Origin of the sequence: Gryllotalpicola protaetiae, from assembly GCF_003627055.1 — a bacterium.
Classification (GTDB): Bacteria; Actinomycetota; Actinomycetes; order Actinomycetales; family Microbacteriaceae; genus Gryllotalpicola; species Gryllotalpicola protaetiae.
On sequence record NZ_CP032624.1, the window covers coordinates 1826634 to 1846976 of the forward strand.

At 69.9% G+C, this 20343-nt stretch carries 20 protein-coding genes; 12 read left to right on the forward strand and 8 right to left on the reverse strand.

The genetic code is table 11. The annotated features are described in order from the left end of the window. On the forward strand, positions 1-492 hold the full coding sequence (locus D7I44_RS09005; RefSeq protein WP_120789192.1) for a GbsR/MarR family transcriptional regulator: 492 nt from the start codon (positions 1-3) through the stop codon (positions 490-492). Here D7I44_RS09005 and D7I44_RS09010 read toward each other — a convergent pair whose 3' ends face one another. The 4 genes from D7I44_RS09010 to D7I44_RS09025 are packed head-to-tail and all read right to left on the reverse strand — an operon-like array spanning position 493 to position 5769. Continuing rightward, complete coding sequence (locus D7I44_RS09010) at positions 493-1491, reverse strand: ABC transporter permease (RefSeq protein WP_120789193.1); 999 nt, start codon at positions 1489-1491, stop codon at positions 493-495. It lies immediately after the preceding gene. After that, entirely contained in the window at positions 1491-2429 is a 939-nt protein-coding gene (locus D7I44_RS09015; RefSeq protein WP_245979499.1) for an ABC transporter permease, read from the reverse strand. The genes D7I44_RS09010 and D7I44_RS09015 overlap by 1 nt, the downstream gene beginning before the upstream one ends. Next, the gene (locus tag D7I44_RS09020; RefSeq protein ID WP_120789194.1) at positions 2426-4123 is read right to left on the reverse strand and encodes a dipeptide ABC transporter ATP-binding protein; all 1698 of its coding nucleotides are present in this window, start codon (positions 4121-4123) and stop codon (positions 2426-2428) included. The genes D7I44_RS09015 and D7I44_RS09020 overlap by 4 nt, the downstream gene beginning before the upstream one ends. Next, entirely contained in the window at positions 4120-5769 is a 1650-nt protein-coding gene (locus tag D7I44_RS09025; RefSeq protein ID WP_120789195.1) for an ABC transporter substrate-binding protein, read from the reverse strand. Before D7I44_RS09025 ends, D7I44_RS09020 begins: the two co-directional genes overlap by 4 nt. 96 nt (positions 5770-5865) lie before the next feature. Here D7I44_RS09025 and D7I44_RS09030 point away from each other — a divergent pair, with 96 nt between their 5' ends. Then, entirely contained in the window at positions 5866-7842 is a 1977-nt protein-coding gene (locus tag D7I44_RS09030) for a M13 family metallopeptidase (RefSeq protein ID WP_120789196.1), read from the forward strand. A 148-nt stretch (positions 7843-7990) separates the two neighbouring features. Here D7I44_RS09030 and D7I44_RS09035 read toward each other — a convergent pair whose 3' ends face one another. After that, positions 7991-8902 carry a serine hydrolase gene (locus D7I44_RS09035; RefSeq protein WP_120789197.1) on the reverse strand — a complete coding sequence of 304 codons (912 nt, stop codon included), beginning with the start codon at positions 8900-8902 and terminating at the stop codon, positions 7991-7993. A gap of 171 nt (positions 8903-9073) precedes the next feature. Here D7I44_RS09035 and D7I44_RS09040 point away from each other — a divergent pair, with 171 nt between their 5' ends. Continuing rightward, complete coding sequence (locus tag D7I44_RS09040; protein ID WP_120789198.1) at positions 9074-10462, forward strand: glycine--tRNA ligase; 1389 nt, start codon at positions 9074-9076, stop codon at positions 10460-10462. A gap of 77 nt (positions 10463-10539) precedes the next feature. Here the strand turns inward: D7I44_RS09040 and D7I44_RS09045 are convergent, their stop codons facing one another. Continuing rightward, positions 10540-11160 carry a GNAT family N-acetyltransferase gene (locus tag D7I44_RS09045; protein ID WP_120789199.1) on the reverse strand — a complete coding sequence of 207 codons (621 nt, stop codon included), beginning with the start codon at positions 11158-11160 and terminating at the stop codon, positions 10540-10542. 54 nt (positions 11161-11214) lie between these two features. After that, positions 11215-12525 carry a glutamyl-tRNA reductase gene (locus D7I44_RS09050; RefSeq protein WP_120789200.1) on the reverse strand — a complete coding sequence of 437 codons (1311 nt, stop codon included), beginning with the start codon at positions 12523-12525 and terminating at the stop codon, positions 11215-11217. Between the two features lie 75 nt (positions 12526-12600). Between D7I44_RS09050 and hemE the strand changes: the two genes are divergently transcribed. The 5 genes from hemE to D7I44_RS09075 are packed head-to-tail and all read left to right on the forward strand — an operon-like array spanning position 12601 to position 16250. Then, positions 12601-13686, forward strand: a complete 1086-nt coding sequence (hemE, locus tag D7I44_RS09055) for a uroporphyrinogen decarboxylase (protein ID WP_120789201.1) — start codon at positions 12601-12603, stop codon at positions 13684-13686. Continuing rightward, positions 13683-15173, forward strand: coding sequence for a protoporphyrinogen oxidase (hemG, locus tag D7I44_RS09060; protein ID WP_120789202.1), 1491 nt, complete (start codon positions 13683-13685; stop codon positions 15171-15173). The genes hemE and hemG overlap by 4 nt, the downstream gene beginning before the upstream one ends. Positions 15174-15219: 46 nt before the next feature. Next, positions 15220-15594 (forward strand): hypothetical protein, encoded by a 375-nt coding sequence (locus D7I44_RS18410; RefSeq protein ID WP_181445635.1) that lies wholly within the window; start codon positions 15220-15222, stop codon positions 15592-15594. A 16-nt stretch (positions 15595-15610) separates the two neighbouring features. Continuing rightward, complete coding sequence (locus D7I44_RS09070) at positions 15611-16009, forward strand: phage holin family protein (protein ID WP_120789203.1); 399 nt, start codon at positions 15611-15613, stop codon at positions 16007-16009. After that, the gene (locus D7I44_RS09075) at positions 15999-16250 is read left to right on the forward strand and encodes a hypothetical protein (RefSeq protein WP_120789204.1); all 252 of its coding nucleotides are present in this window, start codon (positions 15999-16001) and stop codon (positions 16248-16250) included. Before D7I44_RS09070 ends, D7I44_RS09075 begins: the two co-directional genes overlap by 11 nt. A gap of 90 nt (positions 16251-16340) precedes the next feature. On the opposite strand, the gene D7I44_RS09080 is transcribed toward D7I44_RS09075, so the two are convergent. Next, positions 16341-16637 carry a hypothetical protein gene (locus tag D7I44_RS09080; protein WP_120789205.1) on the reverse strand — a complete coding sequence of 99 codons (297 nt, stop codon included), beginning with the start codon at positions 16635-16637 and terminating at the stop codon, positions 16341-16343. A 146-nt stretch (positions 16638-16783) separates the two neighbouring features. Here D7I44_RS09080 and hemQ point away from each other — a divergent pair, with 146 nt between their 5' ends. The 4 genes from hemQ to D7I44_RS09100 are packed head-to-tail and all read left to right on the forward strand — an operon-like array spanning position 16784 to position 20341. Beyond that, a complete protein-coding gene (gene hemQ, locus D7I44_RS09085) occupies positions 16784-17524 on the forward strand; it encodes a hydrogen peroxide-dependent heme synthase (protein WP_120789206.1) in 741 nt (246 codons plus the stop codon). After that, positions 17521-18600, forward strand: a complete 1080-nt coding sequence (locus D7I44_RS09090; protein ID WP_120789207.1) for a ferrochelatase — start codon at positions 17521-17523, stop codon at positions 18598-18600. The genes hemQ and D7I44_RS09090 overlap by 4 nt, the downstream gene beginning before the upstream one ends. Continuing rightward, complete coding sequence (gene hemC / locus D7I44_RS09095) at positions 18600-19556, forward strand: hydroxymethylbilane synthase (protein WP_120789208.1); 957 nt, start codon at positions 18600-18602, stop codon at positions 19554-19556. The genes D7I44_RS09090 and hemC overlap by 1 nt, the downstream gene beginning before the upstream one ends. Continuing rightward, entirely contained in the window at positions 19553-20341 is a 789-nt protein-coding gene (locus D7I44_RS09100) for a uroporphyrinogen-III synthase (RefSeq protein ID WP_120789209.1), read from the forward strand. The genes hemC and D7I44_RS09100 overlap by 4 nt, the downstream gene beginning before the upstream one ends. The last annotated feature ends 2 nt before the right edge of the window (positions 20342-20343 follow it).

Below are 20343 nucleotides of genomic sequence, written 5' to 3' on the forward strand. Positions count from 1 at the left end.
GTGCCCGCGCGCGCGGACGCCCTGCAGGAGCACGCCGAACGGCTGGCGGCCCTGTTCACCGTTGCCGGCTTCCCGCGGATGGCGTCGCGCGTGCTGATGACGCTGATGATGTCGACGGATGCCGCGCTGACGGCCGTCGAGTTGAAGGAGCGACTCGGCATCAGCGCGGCCGCGGTCTCCGGCGCGGTGAAGTACCTCGAGCGGCTCGGCATGGTGCGGCGCCGGGCACACCGTGGCTCGCGCAAGGAGCTCTACGAGCTCCCCGAGGCGGCCTGGTACACCGCGTCGCTGCGGCAGCCGCCGTTCTACGCCGAGATCGCCGCCCTGCTTCCCGACGGCATTTTGGCGGCGCAGCAGGCCGAAGCCGCCGGCCCGCTGGCGCGCCTGGTCGAGATGCAGGAGTTCTTCGAGTTCATGCGCACCCGTATGCCGGGCCTCTACGAAGAATGGGTCGCGACGCGCGCGGCAGAGGTCGCCGAGCGCGAGGGATAGCTAGCGGGCGGCGCGCACCCTCGGGTCGATCACGCCGTAGACGATGTCGACCAGCAGGTTCGCGATGGCGATCAGGAACGCCGCGAACAGCGTCACTCCGACGACGACCTGCAGGTCGAGCCGGTTGATCGAATCGATCAGGAGCGCGCCGATGCCCTGCATCGAGAAGACGCGCTCGGAGATCACGGCGCCGCCCAGCAGCGTGCCGAGGTCGAGGCCGAAGAGCGTCACGACGGGGATGAGCGCATTGCGCAGCCCATGCCGCATGATCACCGCCCCCTCGCCGAGCCCCTTCGCGCGGGCGGTGCGGATGTAGTCCTGCCCGAGCTGGTCGATGAGCTCGCTGCGGGTGAGCCGCGCGTAGACGGCGGCGCTGATGAAGGCCAGCGCCGTCCAGGGCAGCAGCAGGTGCGTGAACCAGCCGACGGGGTCGTCCCCGAACGGCTCGTAGCCGCCGGTCGGCAGCCAGCCGAGGGCGAAGCCGAACAGCAGGATCAACAGCATCCCGACCAGGTACGCGGGCGCCGAGACGCCCGCGATCGCGACCGTCATGATCGCCCTATCGGCGGCCCGGCGGCGCCACACGGCCGCGATCGCACCACCGGCGACCCCCGACACGAACCAGAGCACGGCGGCGCCCCCCGCGATCGAGGCGGTGACGGGGAAGCGGGTCAGGATCAGCTCGGTGACAGGCGTGTTCAGCTGGAACGAGTAGCCGAAGCAGGGCGCTGCGCAGGCGATCGCTCCGGCGCCGGTCCCGAAGGTGCGGCCCACGACGATGCCCTTGAGGAACGCCCAGAACTGCCCGTACCAGGGAAGGTTGAGCCCGAGGAAGTCCTTCGCGCGTGCAAGGTTCTCGGGGGTGCACGGCTTGCCGCACGAGAGCTGCGCGGGGTTCGCCGGCAGCAGGTAGAAGATCACGAACGTGATGGCGGTCACGACCAGCAGCACGACGACCACACCGACGAGGCGAGTGGCGATGAGGCGGGCGATGCGCATCAGGCGGTCACCTTCTCGTGCTGGCTCGGCTGCGGGCGGGGATGTGGGCGGCGGATGCCGCGTCGGCGGTTGACCCGCGGATCCAGGGCGTCTCGCAGGCCGTCGCCGAAGGCGTTCAGACCGAGCGTGATCAGGAACAGCGCCCCACCCGGGAACACCAGATAGGCCGGTTCGGTGGAGAACCAGGCGACGGCGTCGCCGATCGCCCGACCCCAGGAGGGCGTGGGCGGCGGCACGCCGACCCCGAGGAACGACAGCGCCGCCTCCGTGCCGATCATCGCCGGCACGAGGATCGTCGCGTAGACGATGATCGTCGCGCCCACATTGGGAAGCAGTTGCCGCCAGAGGACATGCCCGTCGCCGGCCCCCATCGCCTCGGAGGCGACCACGAAGGTGCGCCGACGGATCGAGAGCGCCTGCCCGCGGACCACCCTCGACACGGCGGGCCAGCCGAAGAATCCGATCACCAGCACCATCAACACGGGTCGAGGGAAGGACGCCGCGACGATCGCCGTGAGCGAGATCATGAAGATCAGGCTCGGGAACCCGAGCATCACGTCGACCACGCGGCTCACGATGCGGTCGTACCAGCCGCCGAAGTAGCCGGCGGTGAGGCCGACGGCCACCCCGATCGTCACCGCGACCGCCGTGGCGAGCACACCGACCGTGATCGAGATGCGGCCGCCGTAGACCACGATCGCGAACAGGTCGCGGCCGGTCAGCGGCTCGACGCCGAACCAGTGCTGCCATGAGATGCCGCCGCCCCAGCCCTTGGGGGAGCCGCTGCTGTCGAGCGCGTGCAGATGGTAGGTATAGGGGTCCTGCCCGTTGATCGCGGTGATCAGCGGCGCGAAGATCGCCGCCAGCACGAAGAGGGCGACGACGATCATGCCGGCGAGCGCCCACGGGTCGCGCCGCAGATGATTCCAGACGTTCACCGCGCGACCTCCAGCTCGCGCCACTGCACGCGCCGCTGCGCCTGCGCTGCCGGATCGGCGACGGGCGCGGCGGCCAGCAGGCGCCGGGTGTACGGCTCGCTCGGCGCACCCAGAACCTCGGCCGCCGGTCCCTGTTCGACCACGCGGCCCCCGTACAGGACGACCACCCGGTCGGCGAGCCGGCGCACGACGGCCAGGTCGTGACTGATGAACAGGCACGCGAAGCCATGCTGTGCCTGCAGCTGCTTGAGGAGCTCGAGAACGGACGCCTGAACCGAGACGTCCAGCGCACTGGTCGGCTCGTCGGCGATCAGCAGCTCGGGGTCCAGCGCGAGGGCGCGTGCGATCGCCACGCGCTGGCGCTGGCCGCCCGACAGCTCGTGCGGGTAGCGCTCGGCGAAGTCCGCAGGCAGCTGCACCTGCTCGAGCAGCTCGCGCACACGGGCGGCCCGCTCGGCGGCGGACAGCCGCGTGTGCAGCACGAACGGCTCGGCGATGCTGTCCGCGATCGTGTTGCGCGGGTTCAGCGACGACGCCGGGTCCTGGAAGACATAGCCGATGCGGCTGCGCGCGCGGCGGCGCTCGCCGCGGCCGGCACGACCGAGCTCGACGCCGGCGACGCTCACCCGCCCGCTCGCCACCGCGACGAGCCCGACGAGCGCGCGGCCGATGGTGGACTTGCCCGAGCCCGACTCGCCGACTAGGCCGACGACCTCGCCGCGGCCGATCGTGAAACCGACCCCGTCGACGGCGCGCACGGCGATGCCTCGGCGCCGGAACACGACGCTCGCATCGTCGAGGACCACCGCGGGATCGTCGGCGGATTCCTTGGGGGGCGCTGCGTCGGCAGCGACCTCACCCCCGGCATCCGTCTCACTCAATTCGGCCAGCGTCGGCACCGCGGCCAGCAATCCGCGTGTGTACGGGGACCGCGGGGCCGCGAACACCTCGGCGACCGTTCCCGACTCGAGCGCCTCGCCGCGACGCATCACGAGCACGTCGTCGGCGAGGTCGGCGACCACGCCCATGTCGTGCGTGATCAGCAGGATCGCGGTGTTCCGCGTGTCGCGCAGCCCGCGCAGCAGGTCGAGGATGCCCGCCTGCACCGTGACGTCGAGCGCGGTCGTCGGCTCGTCGGCGATGATCGCGATGGGGTCGCAGCTGATCGCCATCGCGATCATGGAGCGCTGCAGCTGGCCGCCCGAGAGCTCGTGCGGGTGCGAGGCGGCGATACGCGCGGCATCCGCCAATCCGACGGATCGCAGCAGTTCGGTCACGCGCTCGCGCAGGGCGCGGCCCCGCATGCCCGGCCGGTGCACCCTGATCGCCTCGGCGATCTGGCGCCCGATCGGGTACACGGGGTCGAAGGCGCTCATCGGCTCCTGGAACACCGTGCCGATGCGCCCGCCGCGGATCGCGCGAAGCTCGGCGGCCGGGGCGCCGATCAGTTCGTGGCCCTCCAGCAGCACGCTGCCGCTCACCCGCGCCGATTCGGGCAGCAGCCCGAGCACGCTCATCGCCGTCACCGACTTGCCCGATCCCGACTCGCCGACGAGGGCGAGCACGCGGCCCGGTACGAGGTCGAAGCCGACCGAGTCGACGACTCGGCCGGCTCCTGACGCGCCGTCTGCGCCGGCGAAGGAGATACTCAGCTCCCGGACGCGGACGACCGGGGTGGAAGTGAAGGGGCTCACTTCCCCAGCGTGACGGTCCGGTAGTCCGGATAGGCGGGGAAGGATGGGATGAAGAAGTTCCCGACCCCTGCGCCACGCAGGAAGGACTGTTTCGCATAGATCAGCGGCACGACGGGGGCGTCGGCCATGATCTGCTTGTCGATCGCGGCCCAATCGGCCTGCGCCTTCTGAGGGTCGACCTCGGCCTGAGCGGCGGCGATCGCCGCGTCCACGCTCGGGTTCGAATACTGCGACACGTTGAAGTTGCCGTTCCCGATCTGGCTCGAGTCGAACAACGGGGAGATGTTCGAGTTCGCCGACGGGAAGTCGGGCTGCCAGCTCATCAGCGCGAGGTCGAACGTCGGGTGGCTGACGGCGACGTCGGTGTAGAACGAATCCGCGTCCTCCGTCTTGAGCGTGACCGTGATGTTCGCACGCTTGAGACCCTGCTGGATCGCCTGGGCCTGCGCGAGCGACGCCGCGTCGTTCTGGGTGAGCAGCGTGAGCGTCAGAGAGCTGACGCCCGCCTGGCTGAGCAGATCCTTGGCCTTGGCCACGTCGCCTGAGGCGGGTGCCTTGTAGAGGTCGTAGTCGACGCGGCCGGCGATCCCAGGCGTGATGAGGGTGCTCGCATAGGTGCCGGCCTGGTCGCCACCGGAGGCGACGAGGTACGACTGCTTGTCGACCGCGTACTCGATCGCCTGGCGCACCTTCAGGTTCGCCAGCTCGCCCCGCTGCGTGTTGAGCGACAGGTACTGGATAGGGCCGGCCTTCGAGGTGGCGAGGCGCGACTTCGCGGCCGCGTTGTGAGTGACGGATGCCAGATCGGACGCACCGAGGTACTGCACGTCGAACGCGTCCTTGTACGGCCCGGTGCCGTTGATCAGGTTCTGCACCGCGGTGGACTGGTTCTGGCTCTCGAGGAACACCACCTTGTCGGCGGAGGCCGTGCGCACGGCATCCGTCGACTTGCTCCAGTACTTGTTGCGCACGAGCGTGAGCGCCGTGCCGTCCTTGATCGCCTGCACCTTGTACGGGCCGGTGGTGATCGGCGCCTTGGAGTAGTCGACCGGGCTGCCGTTCGACTGCTTCACGGGCGAGAACGCGGGCATCGAGGCGATCCAGGGCCAGTCGCCGAACGCCTTGTTCAGGTGGAAGACGATGGTCTTGTCGTTCGGGGTCTCGATCGAGTCGAGGCTCTTGCCGTCGAACGGGCCGGTGTAGCTGTCGCCGCCCACCAGCAGCGTCTTGTGGTAGCTCAGGCCGCCCTGCAGCTGGTCGCTGAACGACCGCTCGATGCCGTACTTGATGTCCTCGCTCGTGACCGGCGAACCGTCAGAGAACTTGAGACCGCTCTTGAGGGTGTAGGTCCACGTCTTGCCGTTGTCGCTGACGTCGCCCGTGTTCGTCGCGAGATCCGGGACGACCTTCGCGTCCTTGCCCGGCTCGACGTCCCAGGTGGTGAGCCGGCGGTCGATCAGACCGAGCGTGGTCGTCGCGAGGTTCTGGCTCGACGCGGGGTCGAGAGAGACTGTGGTGGCCGGGGTGAGGAGGGTCAGGGTGCCGCCGGATTTCGAGGAGCCCGTGGTGTCGTGCGACGAGCAGCCAGTGAGGACGAGGGCGCCCGCGACGGCGACTGCCGCGGCAGCCGTGGTGAATCTACGCATTAGTCCACCTTCGACCGATACGTTCGTATACGACGGTGCCGGGCGTTACATTTCGTCACACGCGGCCGCGACGAGCGCCTCACTAAGGTGGTTCGCATGACCGAGCAAAGCCCCGCATCCGGCATCCGCACCGACGAGCTCGACCTCGAGATCCGCCCGCAGGACGACCTGTTCCGGCACGTGAACGGCAAGTGGCTCGAGCGCACGGAGATCCCGTCCGACAAGGCGCGCTGGGGCTCGTTCTACCAGCTCGCCGAAGAGGCTGAGAAGAACGTGCGCGAGATCATCACCGAGGCCCAGCACGCCGAGGTCGGCACCGAGGCGCGCAAGTTCGGCAAGCTGTTCACGAGCTTCATGGACACCGAGCGCATCGAGGCGCTCGGCGCCACGCCGCTCGCGAGCTCGCTCGCGATGATCGACAACATCCACTCGATCCCGCAGTTCCTCGAGTCGCTCGCGCACTTCGAGCGCAACGGCGTCAGCGGCTTCTACCAGCTGTTCGTCGACAACGACCCGGGCGACCCCGAGCGCTACCTCGTGTTCTTCGAGCAGGCCGGGCTCGCGCTGCCCGATGAGTCCTACTACCGCGAGGACACCTTCGCGTCCCTGCGCCAGACGTACATCGCGCACATCCAGACCATGTTCGAGCTGGCGGGCGTGGCGGATGCCGCGCGGAAGGCCGAGAACGTGTTCGCCCTCGAGACCGAGCTCGCGAAGCACCACTGGGACAACGTCAAGTCCCGCGACAGCGAGAAGACCTACAACCTCTTCACGTGGGAGGACGTGTGCGGTCTCGCGCGCTCCGAGGGCGCAGAGCTGCAGGTCTGGCACGACGCCCTGAACGCGCCGAGTCGCGCCCTGCGCGAGGTCGTGCTGCGGCAGCCGTCGTTCACCGCGGGCCTCGCCGGGCTGCTCACCGCCGACCGGCTGCCGGCGTGGAAGGAATGGCTCACGTGGCAGCTCGTGCACGCGCGTGCGCCGTACCTGAGCTCCGACTTCGTGAACGCGAACTTCGACTTCTACGGCAGGGCTCTCACCGGCACCCCGCAGCTGCGCGAGCGCTGGAAGCGCGGCGTCTCGTTCGTCGAGGGCGGGATGGGCGAGGCGGTGGGCCGCGAGTACGTGAAGCGGCACTTCCCCGAAGAGTCCAAGGCCCTGATGGACGAGCTCGTCGCGAACCTGATCGAGGCGTACCGCGCAAGCATCCGGTCGCTGTCCTGGATGGGCGACGACACCAAGAAGCGCGCCCTCGAGAAGCTCGACAAGTTCACGCCGAAGATCGGCTACCCGGTCACGTGGCGCGACTACTCGAAGCTGAGCGTCGACGACGACGACCTGATCGGCAACGTGCGCGCGATCGCGGCGTTCGAGTTCCACCGCGAGCTGTCGAAGATCGGCAAGCCGATCGACCGCGACGAGTGGTTCATGACGCCGCAGACGATCAACGCCTATTACAACCCGGGGTTCAACGAGATCGTCTTCCCCGCCGCGATCCTGCAGTACCCGTTCTTCGAGCCGTCGCGCGACGCCGCAGCCAACTACGGAGCGATCGGCGCGGTCATCGGGCATGAGATCGGGCACGGCTTCGACGACCAGGGCTCCAAGTTCGATGGGGACGGCAAGCTGCAGTCCTGGTGGACGGACGCCGACCGGGCCGCCTTCGAGAAGCTGACCGGCGCCCTCATCGCGCAGTACGACGCATTGACCCCCGCGCAGCTGCCCGCCGGCTCGCCGCACGTGAACGGCGCGCTCACGATCGGCGAGAACATCGGTGACCTGGGCGGCCTCGGCATCGCATGGAAGGCGTACGTGCGGTCGCTCGGCGGCGCGGAGCCGCCCGTCATCGACGGGCTCACCGGTGCGCAGCGCTTCTTCCTGTCATGGGCGCAGGCCTGGCAGCAGAAGGGGCGGGATGCCGAGGTGATCCGGCTTCTCACGATCGACCCGCACTCGCCGAACGAGTTCCGCTGCAACCAGATCGTGCGCAACATCGACGAGTTCTACGCGGCGTTCTCGGTCGAGGCATCCGACGACCTGTACCTCGACCCGGCGGCCCGCGTCACCATCTGGTGACGTCGGCCGCTGCCGTCGACTGTCATCTACCGTGTGCGCGGGTGAAAACGCGTGTGCGCGGGAGAAACGTCTCCCGCGCACACGTCGTTTCACCCGCGCACACGCGGGGGCGGGGTGGCGGGGGAGCGGGCTCGCCGCCGCAGCGCGGCTAGTGAACGTACTCCAAGAGGTCCAGACCGAAGGTGCGCATGCCCTCGACGACCCGCAGGCGCACGGGCAGGCCCGAGTCGTCGAAGTACATCGACACCGCATAGGCGACGCCGGCGCGCGGCCCGCGCAGCACGCCGACCTCGCTGCGCACGCCCGCATCGGTGCCGGTCTTGTTGACGAGCAGGATGCCGTGGTCGGCGCCCCGGTGCGCAAGGGGGTCGAGCCCGAACGAGCCCGCCACCATGGTGAGGTCGGCGTTCAGCGACAGCCACTGCACGACCCGCTGGCTGGTGGCGCGGTCGACGATCTCGCCGCGGGCGAGCGCCGCGAACAGCCAGGTGAGCTCGGAGGCGGAGCCGATCGAGAGCTGGGGTGCGTCGTCCGGCCCGCGGTGGTCGCGCACAAGGTCGAGCAACGCGGTGCGCGTCAGGCCGAGCTGCTCCGTGCGCGCGCCGACGGCCTCGAGGCCGATGCGGCGCAGCAGCACGTTGGTCGCGAGGTTGTCGCTCGCCGCGCCCACGAGCGCGGCGAGGTCGGCGATCGGAAGGGACGGAACGGCGAGGTGCTGCCAGACGCCCGACTCTCCTACGGCATCCCTCGCCTCTCTGTCGAGAAGCGTGAGCCCGCTGACCTGCCGTTGCTCGAGCTGCGCGGCCACCTCGATGAGCAGCAGTACCTTGCCGATCGACGCCGTCGGCATCACGACGTGGTCGTCGACGGAGAAGACCACCTGGCCGGAGGCGAGATCGACCGCCCGTGCAGAGACCTGGACGCCTGAGAGGGCGAGCTCGGCGAGGGCGGCGAAACCGCGCTCGAAGCTGTCTGCCGTCTCCTCGCCGCGGTGCCGACCGGGGGCCACGGCGGTGTGGCGCGCCCGGCGACCCGATGTCTGCTGGGCGGCGGAGGACATGGTTCGGAGATCTCCCTCTGGGCGATGGAACATCTCGGGCCCCCTCCCTCGATCTCTTGATCATATGGGGTCGCGCTTCCCCCCAAATCGTGTGCCACGGAGAGGCCCGAGACGGCCCCGGTAGAATTGATCGGATTCCTCTTCTCAAGCCCCCTCCAGGAGAACTGCCACATGGCCGATCAGTCCCGTCTCGAGTCCGTCATCGCCCTCGCGCAGCATCGTGGCTTCGTGTTCCAGTCGGGCGAGATCTACGGCGGAACCCGGTCGGCGTGGGACTACGGCCCCCTCGGGACCGAGCTGAAGGAGAACATCAAGCGGCAGTGGTGGAAGACCTTCGTGCGCGGCCGCGGCGACATGATCGGTCTCGACTCGTCGGTCATCCTGCCGCCGAAGACGTGGGAGGCATCCGGCCACCTGGCCACCTTCAACGACCCGCTCACTGAGTCGCTCGTGACCCACAAGCGCTATCGCGCCGACCACCTCTTCGAGGCGTATGAGAAGGAGCACGGCCACCCGCCCGTGAACGGCCTCGACGACGTCGCCGACCCCGACAACCCCAAGGTCGTCGGCCAGTGGACGCCGATCCGGCAGTTCAACGGCATGCTCAAGACCTACCTCGGCGTCGTCGAGGACGAGTCGGGTCTCGCCTACCTGCGCCCCGAGACGGCACAGGGCATCTTCACCAACTTCCTGAACCTGCTGCAGACCAGCCGCAAGAAGCCGCCGTTCGGCGTCGGTCAGATCGGCAAGGCGTTCCGCAACGAGATCACGCCGGGGAACTTCATCTTCCGCACCCGCGAGTTCGAGCAGATGGAGATCGAGTACTTCGTGCCGCCGGCCGACGCCCCCGCGCACTTCGACACGTGGGTCGAGGACTGCGTGAACTGGTTCATCGACCTGGGCGTGTCCCGCGACAGCATCCGCCTCTACGATGTGCCCGACGGCGACCGGGCGCACTACAGCGACCGCACGATCGACGTCGAGTACGACTTCGGGTTCGAGGGCGACCCGTGGGGCGAGCTCATGGGCATCGCGAACCGCACCGACTTTGACCTGAAGAGCCACGCCGAGGTGTCCGGCCGCGACCTGTCGTACTTCGACCCGACGACGAACGAGCGCTGGGTGCCGTACGTCATCGAGCCGTCCTTCGGCCTCACCCGCTCGCTGATGGCATTCCTTCTGTCTGCCTACGACGAGGAGCAGGTGACGACCGCGAAGGGCGACACCGAGACCCGCACGGTGCTGCGCCTCGACCCGCGCCTCGCGCCGTTCAAGGCGGCCGTTCTGCCGCTGTCGAAGAAGGAGACGCTGACGCCGCTCGCGCAGAGGATCGCCGACGAGCTGCGCGGCGACTGGAACGTCGACTACGACGAGACGCAGGCGATCGGCCGCCGCTACCGCCGACAGGACGAGATCGGCACGCCCTTCTGCGTCACCGTCGACTTCGACTCGCTCGAGGACGACGCGGTGACCGTGCGCGACCGCGACACCATGCAGCAAGAACGGATTCCTGTGGCCGGCCTCAAGGCGTACCTGGCCGAGCGCCTCGTCGGGGCCTAGCCTGCTGCACCTTTAGCGCCGAGGGGCACACGATTCGCAAGAATCCGTGTGCCCCTCGGCGTTTTGTGTGCCCGTCGCTACGCGCGGGCCTTCCATTCATCGGCCGTGATGGCGAAGATGGCCACGTCGTGCCACTCGCCATCGACGATCTCGCGCTCCTTGAGCAGCGCCTCCTGGCGCATGCCGTGAATGGCGCACAGGCGAGCGGATGCCTCGTTCCGGGCGTCCAGCTCGGCGTAGACGCGGTGTGCGCCCATCTTCTCGAAGGCGAGGTCGATGACGGCCTTGGTCGCCTCGGTGGCGAGCCCGCGGCCGTGGATCGCCGGGTGGAACACCCAGCCGATCTCGAACTGCGCGTTGCGGATGCTCTTGGCGAAGAGGGCGACATCGCCGATCTCGCCGCCCTGCGAGCCGTCGGCCTGCTTGAACTCGACGGCCCAGGCGAGGCCGTCGCCCTTGTCGCTGATGCGCGCGCTCTGCACGAGCCGCTTCGAGGCGCTGCCGTTGGTCTGCTCGTCGTCGTGGTCGCGCACTTCCCAGCGCAGGTACTTCACGACCTTCTTGGCGAGCGCGAAGTCGCTGTGCGCGGCGGTCGCCTCGTCGATGGTCAGGGGGCGCAGAACCAGCCGATCCGTCGTGACGATGCAGGCGTCGAACGGAACCGTTGCAGGTGCGGGCTGGTCGATGGTGTCGGTCATGGTGGCACTCCCTCCCGTGCGGGCGGAGCCTGGAGACCCCGCTCGAGCAACAGCCTAAGCCGTTTCGAGGCCCTGTTCCGCCACGTTGCTTTCGGCAACGGAACCATCTCTTGTCGCAGGCTCTGTCGCGGTCGGCTCGACGCCGAACACGGCGGTGACGCCCTCGACGAACGCGGCGGCGTCGCCGTCGCGGGCGAGCTCGCGCGCCTTGACGCTCGGGGTGTGCAGCAGCACGCCGACGAGGTGGCGCAATGCCCGCTCGATGTCGCCGTTCGCGTCCCGTGACGCGTGCCTGGCGACCTCTGCCTCGAGCTGGTCGAAGACGTGGCGGCGCAACGCGAGCAGCGCGGGTTCGACCTCGCGCTCGGCCGTCTTGGCGGCGAACTCAGCCGCGGCGGCACCGACGAGCTCGCGCGCGCTGTCGGTCGCCTGCAGCTCTTCGAGGGGGGCGTGCAGCGAGATGGTCTCGAGGTCGAGCAGCTCGACGCGCTCGACCTCGGCGACGGCCGGATCGACGTTGCGCGGCAGGCCGAGATCGACGACGAGCAACCGCTGCTCGGCATCCGCCATCGCAGCACTCACGATCTCGCGGGTGACGACGAGGCCGGGCGAGACGGTGCAGGTGATGACGAGATCGGCGGATGCCACGGCCGAGGTCAGCCCGTCGGCGGGCACGGCCGAGATGCCGTGGCTCAGAGAGAAGGCGTGCGCGCGGCCGGTGCGGCTCCACACCGCGGCATCCGTCACACCGCGCTCGCGCAGCGCCGCGAGCGCCGCCGCGGCGTAGCGGCCGGTGCCGACCAGCAGCACGCGCACCTGCGACCAGTCGGCGAAGCGGCTCTCGGCGAGGTCGAGGGCGAGGCGCACCATCGAGCGGCCCTGCGTCATGAGGCCTGTGGAGTTCTTGACGCCGCGGCTCGTGCGGCTCGCGCCCTGGAACAGCCGCTCGAGGTCGTGGGTCACAGCGCCGGACTTGCGTGCGCTCGTGTAGGCGCGGCGCACTTGGCCGGCGATCTCGCCCTCGCCGACGACGACGGACTCGAGGCCGCTCGACACGGAGAACAGGTGGGTGGCGACCGCGTCGCCCGCGATCAGCTGGCTGCCGTCGCGCAACTCGTCGGTCGGCACCTCGGCGGCTGAGGCGACGAGGTCGATCAGCTCCGCGGCGGCGTGGTCGCGCAGCTCGAGGCGGTCGAGGTCGACGTCGAGGTAGGCCTCGAAGCGGTTGCAGGTCGCGAGCACCACCGAGCCGGTCACTGCCTGCTGTTCACGGATCGCGTCGGTCACGGCGTCGGCGCCGCGCTCGAGTCGATCCAGAAGGTCGAACCCCGCGGTGCGGTGGCTCGAGGTGAAGCAGAACAGCATGATTCCGGATTTTACGCAGTCCTGCTATGAGAACGCCCGCCCTTCGCGCTCAGCCAAGACTGGAAGAATCCACGCGTGAGTTCTGCGCCCGCCTCCGTCTCCCGTCTGCTGTCGGCCTATCGAGGCGTGCGCCCCGACATCACGCCCGTGTGGTTCATGCGCCAGGCGGGCCGTTCGCTGCCCGAATACCACGAGGTGCGCAAGGGCCACACGATGCTCGAGTCGTGCCTCGAGCCCGAGCTCGCGGCCGAGATCACGCTGCAGCCGGTGCGCCGCCACGGCGTCGACGCGGCCATCTTCTACAGCGACATCGTGATCCCGCTCAAGCTGGCGGGCGTCGGCGTCGAGATCGTGCCGGGGCGGGGCCCGGTGTTCGACAAGCCCGTGAGGACCGCTGCGGATGTCGCGGCCCTTCCCGCCTTGACGATCGACGCCCTCTCCCCGGTCGCCGCGGGCGTACGCCGCACCGTCGAGGGCCTCGCCGCGATCGGCGACGGCTCGACGCCGCTGATCGGCTTCGCCGGCGCCCCCTTCACCCTCGCGGCGTACCTCGTCGAGGGCGGCCCTTCGAAGGAGCACCTCGCGGCGCGCACCCTCATGCACTCCGATCCGGATGCCTGGGCGGCGCTCATGGCGTGGGCCGCTGACGCGTCCGGACTCTTCCTGCGCGCGCAGGTGCTCGCCGGCGCCTCAGCCGCCCAGCTGTTCGACTCGTGGGCCGGGTCGCTGTCGCTCGCCGACTACGTGGCCCATGTCGCGCCGGCATCAGCCCGCGCCCTGTCGCACATCACAGATCTCGACGTTCCCCGCGTGCACTTCGGCGTCGGCACCGGCGAGCTGCTGCCCGCGATGCGCGATGTCGGAGCCGACGTCGTCGGCATCGACTGGCGGATCCCGCTCGACGAGGGCATCCGCCGGCTCGGCGGCACTGTGCCCGTGCAGGGCAACCTCGACCCCGCGCTGCTCGCGGCGCCGTGGCCGCTGCTCGAGGCGCACGTCCGCGAGGTGCTGCGCCGAGGCGAGGCGGCGCCCGCGCACGTGCTGAACCTCGGGCACGGCGTGCCGCCCGACACGGACCCCGGGGTGCTCACCCGCATCGTCGAGCTGGTGCACTCGCTGCCGGCACGGCAGGTGCACGGGCGGGGCGGAGTCGAGGCATGAGCGACGACGCGCTCAGCCACCTCATCAACGACGAGCCCACGCGTGTGGTCGTCATCGGCGGCGGCATGGGCGGGCTCGCCGCGGCCCGCGACCTGGCGCGCCCCGGTTTCGAGGTGACGTTGCTCGAGGCATCCGATCGCCTCGGCGGGTCGGTGCAGCGACTCGATCTCACGCTCGCCGACGGCGAGCAGCTGACGGTGGATGCCGGAGCAGAGAGCTTCGCCACCCGCGGCGGCCACGTCGCGGCCTACCTCGACGAGCTGCATCTCGGCGACCAGGTCGTGCAGCCGAACGCGGCGGGTGCCTGGCTGCAGCTGCCGGGCAGGGCCGTGCCGACGCCCAAGGGCGGCCTGCTCGGGATCCCGTCGGTTCCGCTCGCGACCGACGTCATCGAGGCGATCGGCTGGGGCGGGGCGTTGCGCGCGTACCTCGACCGGCTGATTCCGCCTCTCAAGATCGGGCAGGAGCGCAACCTCGGCCGCCTCGTCGAGCGCCGCATGGGTCGCGCCGTGCTCGAGAACCTCGTCGCCCCGGTGACGACCGGCGTGTACTCGGCGTCCCCGGATCAGCTCGACGTCGCGGTCGTCGCGCCCGGGCTCAACCAGGCGCTGACGCGCAGGGGCTCGCTCTCCGGCGCCGTCACAGAGGTGCGCGCGGGCGGGCCGTCGAAGGCGGGCTCCGCGGTCGGCGGCATCACGGGCGGCATGTGGCGGCTTCCGTACACGGTGATCACGGATGCCCGCCGGAGAGGCGCCGACCTGCGCACGGGTGCGCGCGTGGTCGGGCTCGAACTGCGCGACGATGCCTATCTCGTGCACATCGCCGGCGACGACGAGCCGATCGTGGCCGATGCCGTTCTGGTCGACGTGCCGTCGGCCGAGGCGCTGCCGCTGCTGGCATCCGTCTCGCCTGAGATCGACGCACTTGCGCACGCCGGGTGGCCGAGCGCGACCAGCGTCGAACTCGTCACCCTCGTCGTCGACGCGCCCGCGCTCGATTCGGCGCCGCGTGGCACCGGGCTGCTCGTAAGTGATCGAGTCGACCCGGCGATGGTCTCCGCGAAGGCACTGACGCACCTCACTGCGAAGTGGGCCTGGGTCGCCGAGCACCTGCCGGCCGGCCGGCACGTGCTCAGACTGTCGTACGGCCGCGCAGGCACCGAGAACGAATCGGTGGCGATGTCGGATGCCGCGCTCAAGGCTCGCGCGACCTCGGACGCGGCGGCTCTGACGAATATTCCCCTTTCGGAATCCGACGTCGTCGGATTCGCCCGTGTGCAGTGGCAGAACGCGCAGCCGCTCGCCGCGGTGGGGCAGCGCGATCGTCTCGCCTCGCTTGCCGCGGCCATCGAGAAGGTGCCGGGGCTCGAGGTTACGGGCAGCTGGGTCGCGGGTACCGGCCTCGCATCCGTCATTCCGCACGCGAGGGAAGCGGCGGCCCGCATCCGTGGGCTACGCTGGCGAAAGCTGACCGACGCGGACGGATAAGCCGGGAACTGACCAGAAACCGAACGAGTAGATCGCGGGGGTGTCGATGAAGGGCAAGCTGCTTTTCGTGACGGGGCTGGCCGTCGGGTACGTGCTGGGGGCACGTGCGGGCCGGAAGAGGTACGACCAGATCGCGGCCGCCGCGAACAAGGTGTGGCAGTCGCCGGGAATCCAGAAGCAGGTGCATGCCGCGCAGGACTACGCGGCCGCCCGCGTGGGTGATATTCCCGGAGCGGTATTCGACGGCGCGCGCAAGGCCGCGACCGGCGCCATCAACATCGTGCAGAAGCGCACGACCGGCAAGGGACCTGCGCAGACCGGGTCGTCGGCGACGCAGGCGGCGCGCGCGGCTGCGGCCAAGGCGGCTGCCGCCGAGGAGGCCGCCGAGGCGGAATCCGAGTCCGAGCCGCTCGACGGCTGAACGGCGCGGGGTCACCATGGCACAGGGCGCACGCTCTCTTCCGGAGCTCATCAGTGAGCTTCCGCAGCTCTTCATGGCGTTGGTGCGCGCCGAGCTCAATCAGCTGAAGGCCGAGCTGGCCGCCAAGGGCAAGGTCGCAGCCATCGGCATCGCGTTGTTCTTCGGCGCGTTGCTGCTTCTTCTGCTGTTCGTGCCGGTGCTCATCGCCGCGGCGATCCTGGCGTTCTGCCTGATCGTCCCGCCATGGGCAGCGGCGCTGATCGTCGCAGGCATCCTGCTGGTGCTGATCGCCGGCCTCGCCATTGCGGGCATCATGTTCTTCCGCCGCATCGGGTCGGCGACGCCCAAGCAGACCATCGGCAGCGTCAAGACCGACGTCGATGCCGTGAAGGGGGTCGGTGACTATGACTTCTGAGTACACCGGGCGGGCCGCGGGGCGCGGCGCGGCGGCCCGCGAGGAGACCCCGGTCGAGCGCGCCCGCGCCGAGCTGGTCTCCGCGCTCACCGAGCTCGAAGACAAGGTCAACATCCCGAAGCGGCTCCGCCGCCTGCGCGAAGAAGCCCCGGCCAAGTTCCTCGCCGGGGCGTCCGCCGTGGGTACGGTCGCGGCGGGCCTGATCGCCCTCGGCGTGGTGGCCATCGTCCGCAGGCGCTGAGTCGTCGCCGCTCCCTGCGGCCTCACTCACGTCGAGGTCACGTCGCACCTTCGTTTCGCGCGGCTGCTGCTGCGACGTGAGACTCGAGAACTATGCTGCGCGCGTCACGCCTGCCGAGGACGCCCTGGCCTGTGCCAGCTGCGCTCGGCGCTTCCACGACACGATCAGCGCCTCGAGCTGGGCGTTGCTGAACGATGACGGGTGGCCTGCCAGTGCGGCCGCGAACTCCTCGCGTTCGGCCGCGGAGAGGTTCCTGCTCCACGGGAAGGTGATCAGCATCTGCTCCTGACCGGTCAGATGCTCGACGAATTCAATGTTCTTGCGGCGGCGGCTGCGACGAGGAACCCTCGGCGCTCCGCCGGCATTCGGGGTGCGCTCAGTGCTCATAACAGTGGGAGTAACGCTCCAAGACGTGCTTTTATTCGACGGATGCCCCACGTGGGCCGTGCGCGCGCGCAGAGTTACCTGAATGTGATGCCCTCTGGGGGCCTCCGATTTTTGAACAGTGCCCTCAGGGGGAGAGACTGGAAGCCATGACGAACTCGGCCGCACCGGGGGCGACATCCGCTCCATCTCCCGCCGACGCAGCCGACCAGACCTCAGTCCAGCCCGACGGCTACACGCTGTGGGTGGTCCTGCGCCGTGATCCGGCGCGCTCGGCTGAAGCATCCGGTCTCGACGCCGCTGTCGCTGAGATCGACCAGGTGGTCGCGAACGCGAGCGAGCGCGGCGTCACGGTGCGGGGCTTCTACGACGTCTCAGGCCTCAAGGCCGACGCCGATCTCATGTTCTGGATCTGGGGCCCCGTCCCCGAAGACCTGCAGGCCGTGACGCGCGAACTGCGCCGTACCGCGCTGCTCAAAGACCTGCTCCCCACGTGGAACGCCATGGGCGTGCACCGCGCGGCCGAGTTCAACAAGGCCCACATTCCGGGATTCCTCCGCGGCAAGGACGCCAAGCAGTGGATCACGGTCTACCCCTTCAACCGCAGCTACGACTGGTACCTGCTTCCCGATGAGGATCGGCGGCGCATGCTCGCCGATCACGGCCGCAAGGGCGCGGCCTTCAAGGGAGTGCTGGCCAACACGGTCGCCGCGTTCGCGCTCGGCGACTACGAGTGGCTGCTGCCGATGGAGGCCGACGAACTGTCGGACCTCGTCGACATGATGCGTGAGCTGCGCTACACAGAGGCGCGCCTGCACGTTCGTGAAGAGGTGCCGTTCTTCACCGGCCGACGCATCGCCACGGCGGAGATCCCGGAGGTTGTTTCTTGACCGACCATCGCTACAGGTACGACGCGATTCTGCTGTCCAGCTTCGGCGGCCCCGAGGGCCAGGACGACGTCATCCCGTTCCTGCGCAATGTCACAGCCGGTCGCGGCGTGCCCGACGAGCGCCTCGAAGAGGTCGCACACCACTACCGCCACTTCGGCGGGGTGAGCCCCATCAACGCGCAGAACCGCGCGCTGAAGGCGGCGCTCGAGGGCGAGCTCGCGGCTCGCGGCATCGAACTGCCGGTCTACTGGGGCAACCGCAACTGGGCGCCGTTCTTCGCGGACACCGTCGCCGAGGCGGCGGCGAACGGCGACACGCGCCTGCTCGCCGTGGTCACCAGCGCCTACACGAGCTACTCGGGCGTCGGCCAGTACCGCGAGGATTTCGAGAAGGCGCTCGCGGTCAATGAGCTGACGCAGAACGCATCCATCGACCGCATCCGCGAGTTCTTCGACCACCCCGGCTTCGTCACGCCGCTGATCGAAGGCACGCAGGCTGCCGTGAACAGGCTGACGGATGCCGGGCACAACGCCGCCGGCATCACGATCCTCTTCTCCACGCACTCGATCCCGACGGCGGCCGCGAAGGCCTCTGGCCCCGAGTTCGGCGAGCACGGCGCCTACGAGGCGCAGCATCTCGCGCTCGCCGAGGTCATCTCGAAGGCCGTGACGGCGGCGACCGGCGCCGCGTCGCCATGGCGGCTCGTCTACCAGTCCCGCTCGGGCGACCCGCGCGTGCCGTGGCTCGAGCCCGACATCAACGACGTGATCGGCGACCTGCACGAAGCCGGCGACACGACGGCCGTCGTGGTCGTGCCGTTCGGCTTCGTGAGCGACCACATGGAAGTGCTGTGGGATCTCGACAACGAGGCCAAGGCGAGTGCCGAGGAAGCCGGGTTCGGCTTCGAACGCGTCGCCACCTCGGGCGTGCACCCCGCGTTCGTCTCCGGCCTCGTCGACCTGATCGTCGAGCGCCTCGACGACACCCCGGCCGAGCAGCGTCCGCATCTCACGGCCCTCGGCCCCTGGCCGGACCACGCGACGGTGGGCACCTACCTCGAGCCGGCGACCGCCTGATGACTGACCGGATCCGCGTCGGCACGCGGGGCAGCGCGCTCGCGCTCGCGCAGAGCGGGCTGGTGGCGCGCGACCTCGCCCGTTCTGCGGGTCTCGAGACCGAGCTCGTGACGGTCACGACGCAGGGCGACACCTCGCGGGCGAACCTGGCGAGCCTCGGCGGCACCGGAGTGTTCGCGACCGAGCTGCGCACCGCACTGCTCGCCGGCGAGGTCGACGTGATCGTGCACTCCCTGAAGGATCTGCCGACGAAGCCGTTCGACGGTCTCGTGATCGCCGCGACCCCGAAACGGGCGGATGCCCGCGACGTGCTCGTCGCCCGCGACGGCCTCAGCCTCGCGGAGCTGCCGGAGGGCGCCCGTATCGGCACCGGCTCGCCGCGTCGAATCGCGGAGCTCAAGGCGCTGCGCCCCGACCTCGAGGTCGTCGCCGACTTCCGCGGCAACATCGACTCGCGCATCGGCAAGGTCGCCTCCGGCGACGTCGACGCCGTGATCCTCGCCGCCGCGGGCCTCGACCGACTGGGCAAGGCGGACGCTGTGTCGGAGCGCTTCTCATTGTCGGCCTGGCCCACCGCGCCCGGGCAGGGGGCGCTCGCCCTCGAGGTGCGTGCGGAGCAGGCATCCGACGCCACCGCCTTCAGCCGTGCGCTGCTGAACGGCGTCACCAAACTCGACCACGCGACCACTCGCGCGACCGTCCGCGCAGAGCGCGACGTGCTCGCCGGCCTGGAGGCGGGCTGCGCCGCGCCGGTCGCGACGACCGCGATCGTCGACGACGGCATGCTGTTCCTGACTGCGACGGTCTATGCGCTCGACGGGTCGCGCTCGATCACCGCGAGTCACGCGGCCGTGCTCGACTCGAGCTCGGCGATCGACCTGCTCGCCGCGGCGAGCGAGGTCGCCGGGCGCACCGTCGCCGAGCTGCTTGAAGCCGGAGCGAAGGACCTCGCATGACCGAGCAGCGACCGACCGCCGAGAAGCCGCTGGGCGGCTGGCGGGTGCTCGTGCCGCGCGGCGGCCCGTGGGGCGACACCGTCGCCGCCGACCTGCGCGCGCAGGGCGCACAGCCGGTGATCGCGCCGATGATCAACTTCGCGCCGGCCGCAGACGCGATCGTCGTCACCGCGGCGCTGGAGCGACTGGCCGAGGGGGAGTACGACTGGCTGACCGCCACGAGCGCCACCACGGTCGACGTGCTGCAGAGCTACCGCGCCGTGATCCCTGAATCGACGCGGGTCGCAGCCGTGGGCGAGACGACCGCCGCAGCACTGGTCGCCGCGGGGTACCGCGTAGACCTGGTACCCGTGGCGAACAACTCGGCGAAGGGGCTGCTCGTCGAGTGGCCCGAGGCGACCGGTGGGGCCTCTGGGCTGCGCGTGCTCGCGCTGCAGTCCGAGATCGCGAAGCCGACGCTGACCGAAGGGCTCGAGCACCTCGGCCATCACGTGGACGCGGTCGTCGCGTACCGCACTGTCGGCGTGCCCGTCGACGAGAAGATCATCGGCGACGTGCGCGCCGGGAACGTCAACGCGATCCTCGTGACCTCCGGGTCGGTCGCCGAGCAGGTCGCCGCCCAGCTCGGGCCGATTCCGGCCGGAACGCTGATCGCCGCGATCGGCCCGCAGACGGCGCACGACGCCCGGGACTACGGGCTCGACGTGCATCTTGTCGCGGCCGAGCGGTCGGCCGACTCGCTCATCGACGCGGTCGTGCAGGCGTCGCGGTCGACGCGGCCGTAACT

Excerpts from the sequence above, each read along its gene's own strand:
- D7I44_RS09050 (WP_120789200.1), bottom strand. The coding sequence starts at position 12,525 with ATGCTGTTCTGCTTCACCTCGAGCCACCGCACCGCGGGGTTCGACCTT.
- hemQ (WP_120789206.1), top strand. The coding sequence starts at position 16,784 with ATGACGAACTCGGCCGCACCGGGGGCGACATCCGCTCCATCTCCCGCC.
- D7I44_RS09035 (WP_120789197.1), bottom strand. The coding sequence starts at position 8,902 with ATGTCCTCCGCCGCCCAGCAGACATCGGGTCGCCGGGCGCGCCACACC.
- hemC (WP_120789208.1), top strand. The coding sequence starts at position 18,600 with ATGACTGACCGGATCCGCGTCGGCACGCGGGGCAGCGCGCTCGCGCTC.
- D7I44_RS09080 (WP_120789205.1), bottom strand. The coding sequence starts at position 16,637 with ATGAGCACTGAGCGCACCCCGAATGCCGGCGGAGCGCCGAGGGTTCCT.
- D7I44_RS09075 (WP_120789204.1), top strand. The coding sequence starts at position 15,999 with ATGACTTCTGAGTACACCGGGCGGGCCGCGGGGCGCGGCGCGGCGGCC.
- D7I44_RS09100 (WP_120789209.1), top strand. The coding sequence starts at position 19,553 with ATGACCGAGCAGCGACCGACCGCCGAGAAGCCGCTGGGCGGCTGGCGG.
- hemG (WP_120789202.1), top strand. The coding sequence starts at position 13,683 with ATGAGCGACGACGCGCTCAGCCACCTCATCAACGACGAGCCCACGCGT.
- D7I44_RS09010 (WP_120789193.1), bottom strand. The coding sequence starts at position 1,491 with ATGCGCATCGCCCGCCTCATCGCCACTCGCCTCGTCGGTGTGGTCGTC.
- D7I44_RS09030 (WP_120789196.1), top strand. The coding sequence starts at position 5,866 with ATGACCGAGCAAAGCCCCGCATCCGGCATCCGCACCGACGAGCTCGAC.
- D7I44_RS09045 (WP_120789199.1), bottom strand. The coding sequence starts at position 11,160 with ATGACCGACACCATCGACCAGCCCGCACCTGCAACGGTTCCGTTCGAC.
- D7I44_RS09040 (WP_120789198.1), top strand. The coding sequence starts at position 9,074 with ATGGCCGATCAGTCCCGTCTCGAGTCCGTCATCGCCCTCGCGCAGCAT.
- D7I44_RS09025 (WP_120789195.1), bottom strand. The coding sequence starts at position 5,769 with ATGCGTAGATTCACCACGGCTGCCGCGGCAGTCGCCGTCGCGGGCGCC.
- D7I44_RS18410 (WP_181445635.1), top strand. The coding sequence starts at position 15,220 with ATGAAGGGCAAGCTGCTTTTCGTGACGGGGCTGGCCGTCGGGTACGTG.
- D7I44_RS09070 (WP_120789203.1), top strand. The coding sequence starts at position 15,611 with ATGGCACAGGGCGCACGCTCTCTTCCGGAGCTCATCAGTGAGCTTCCG.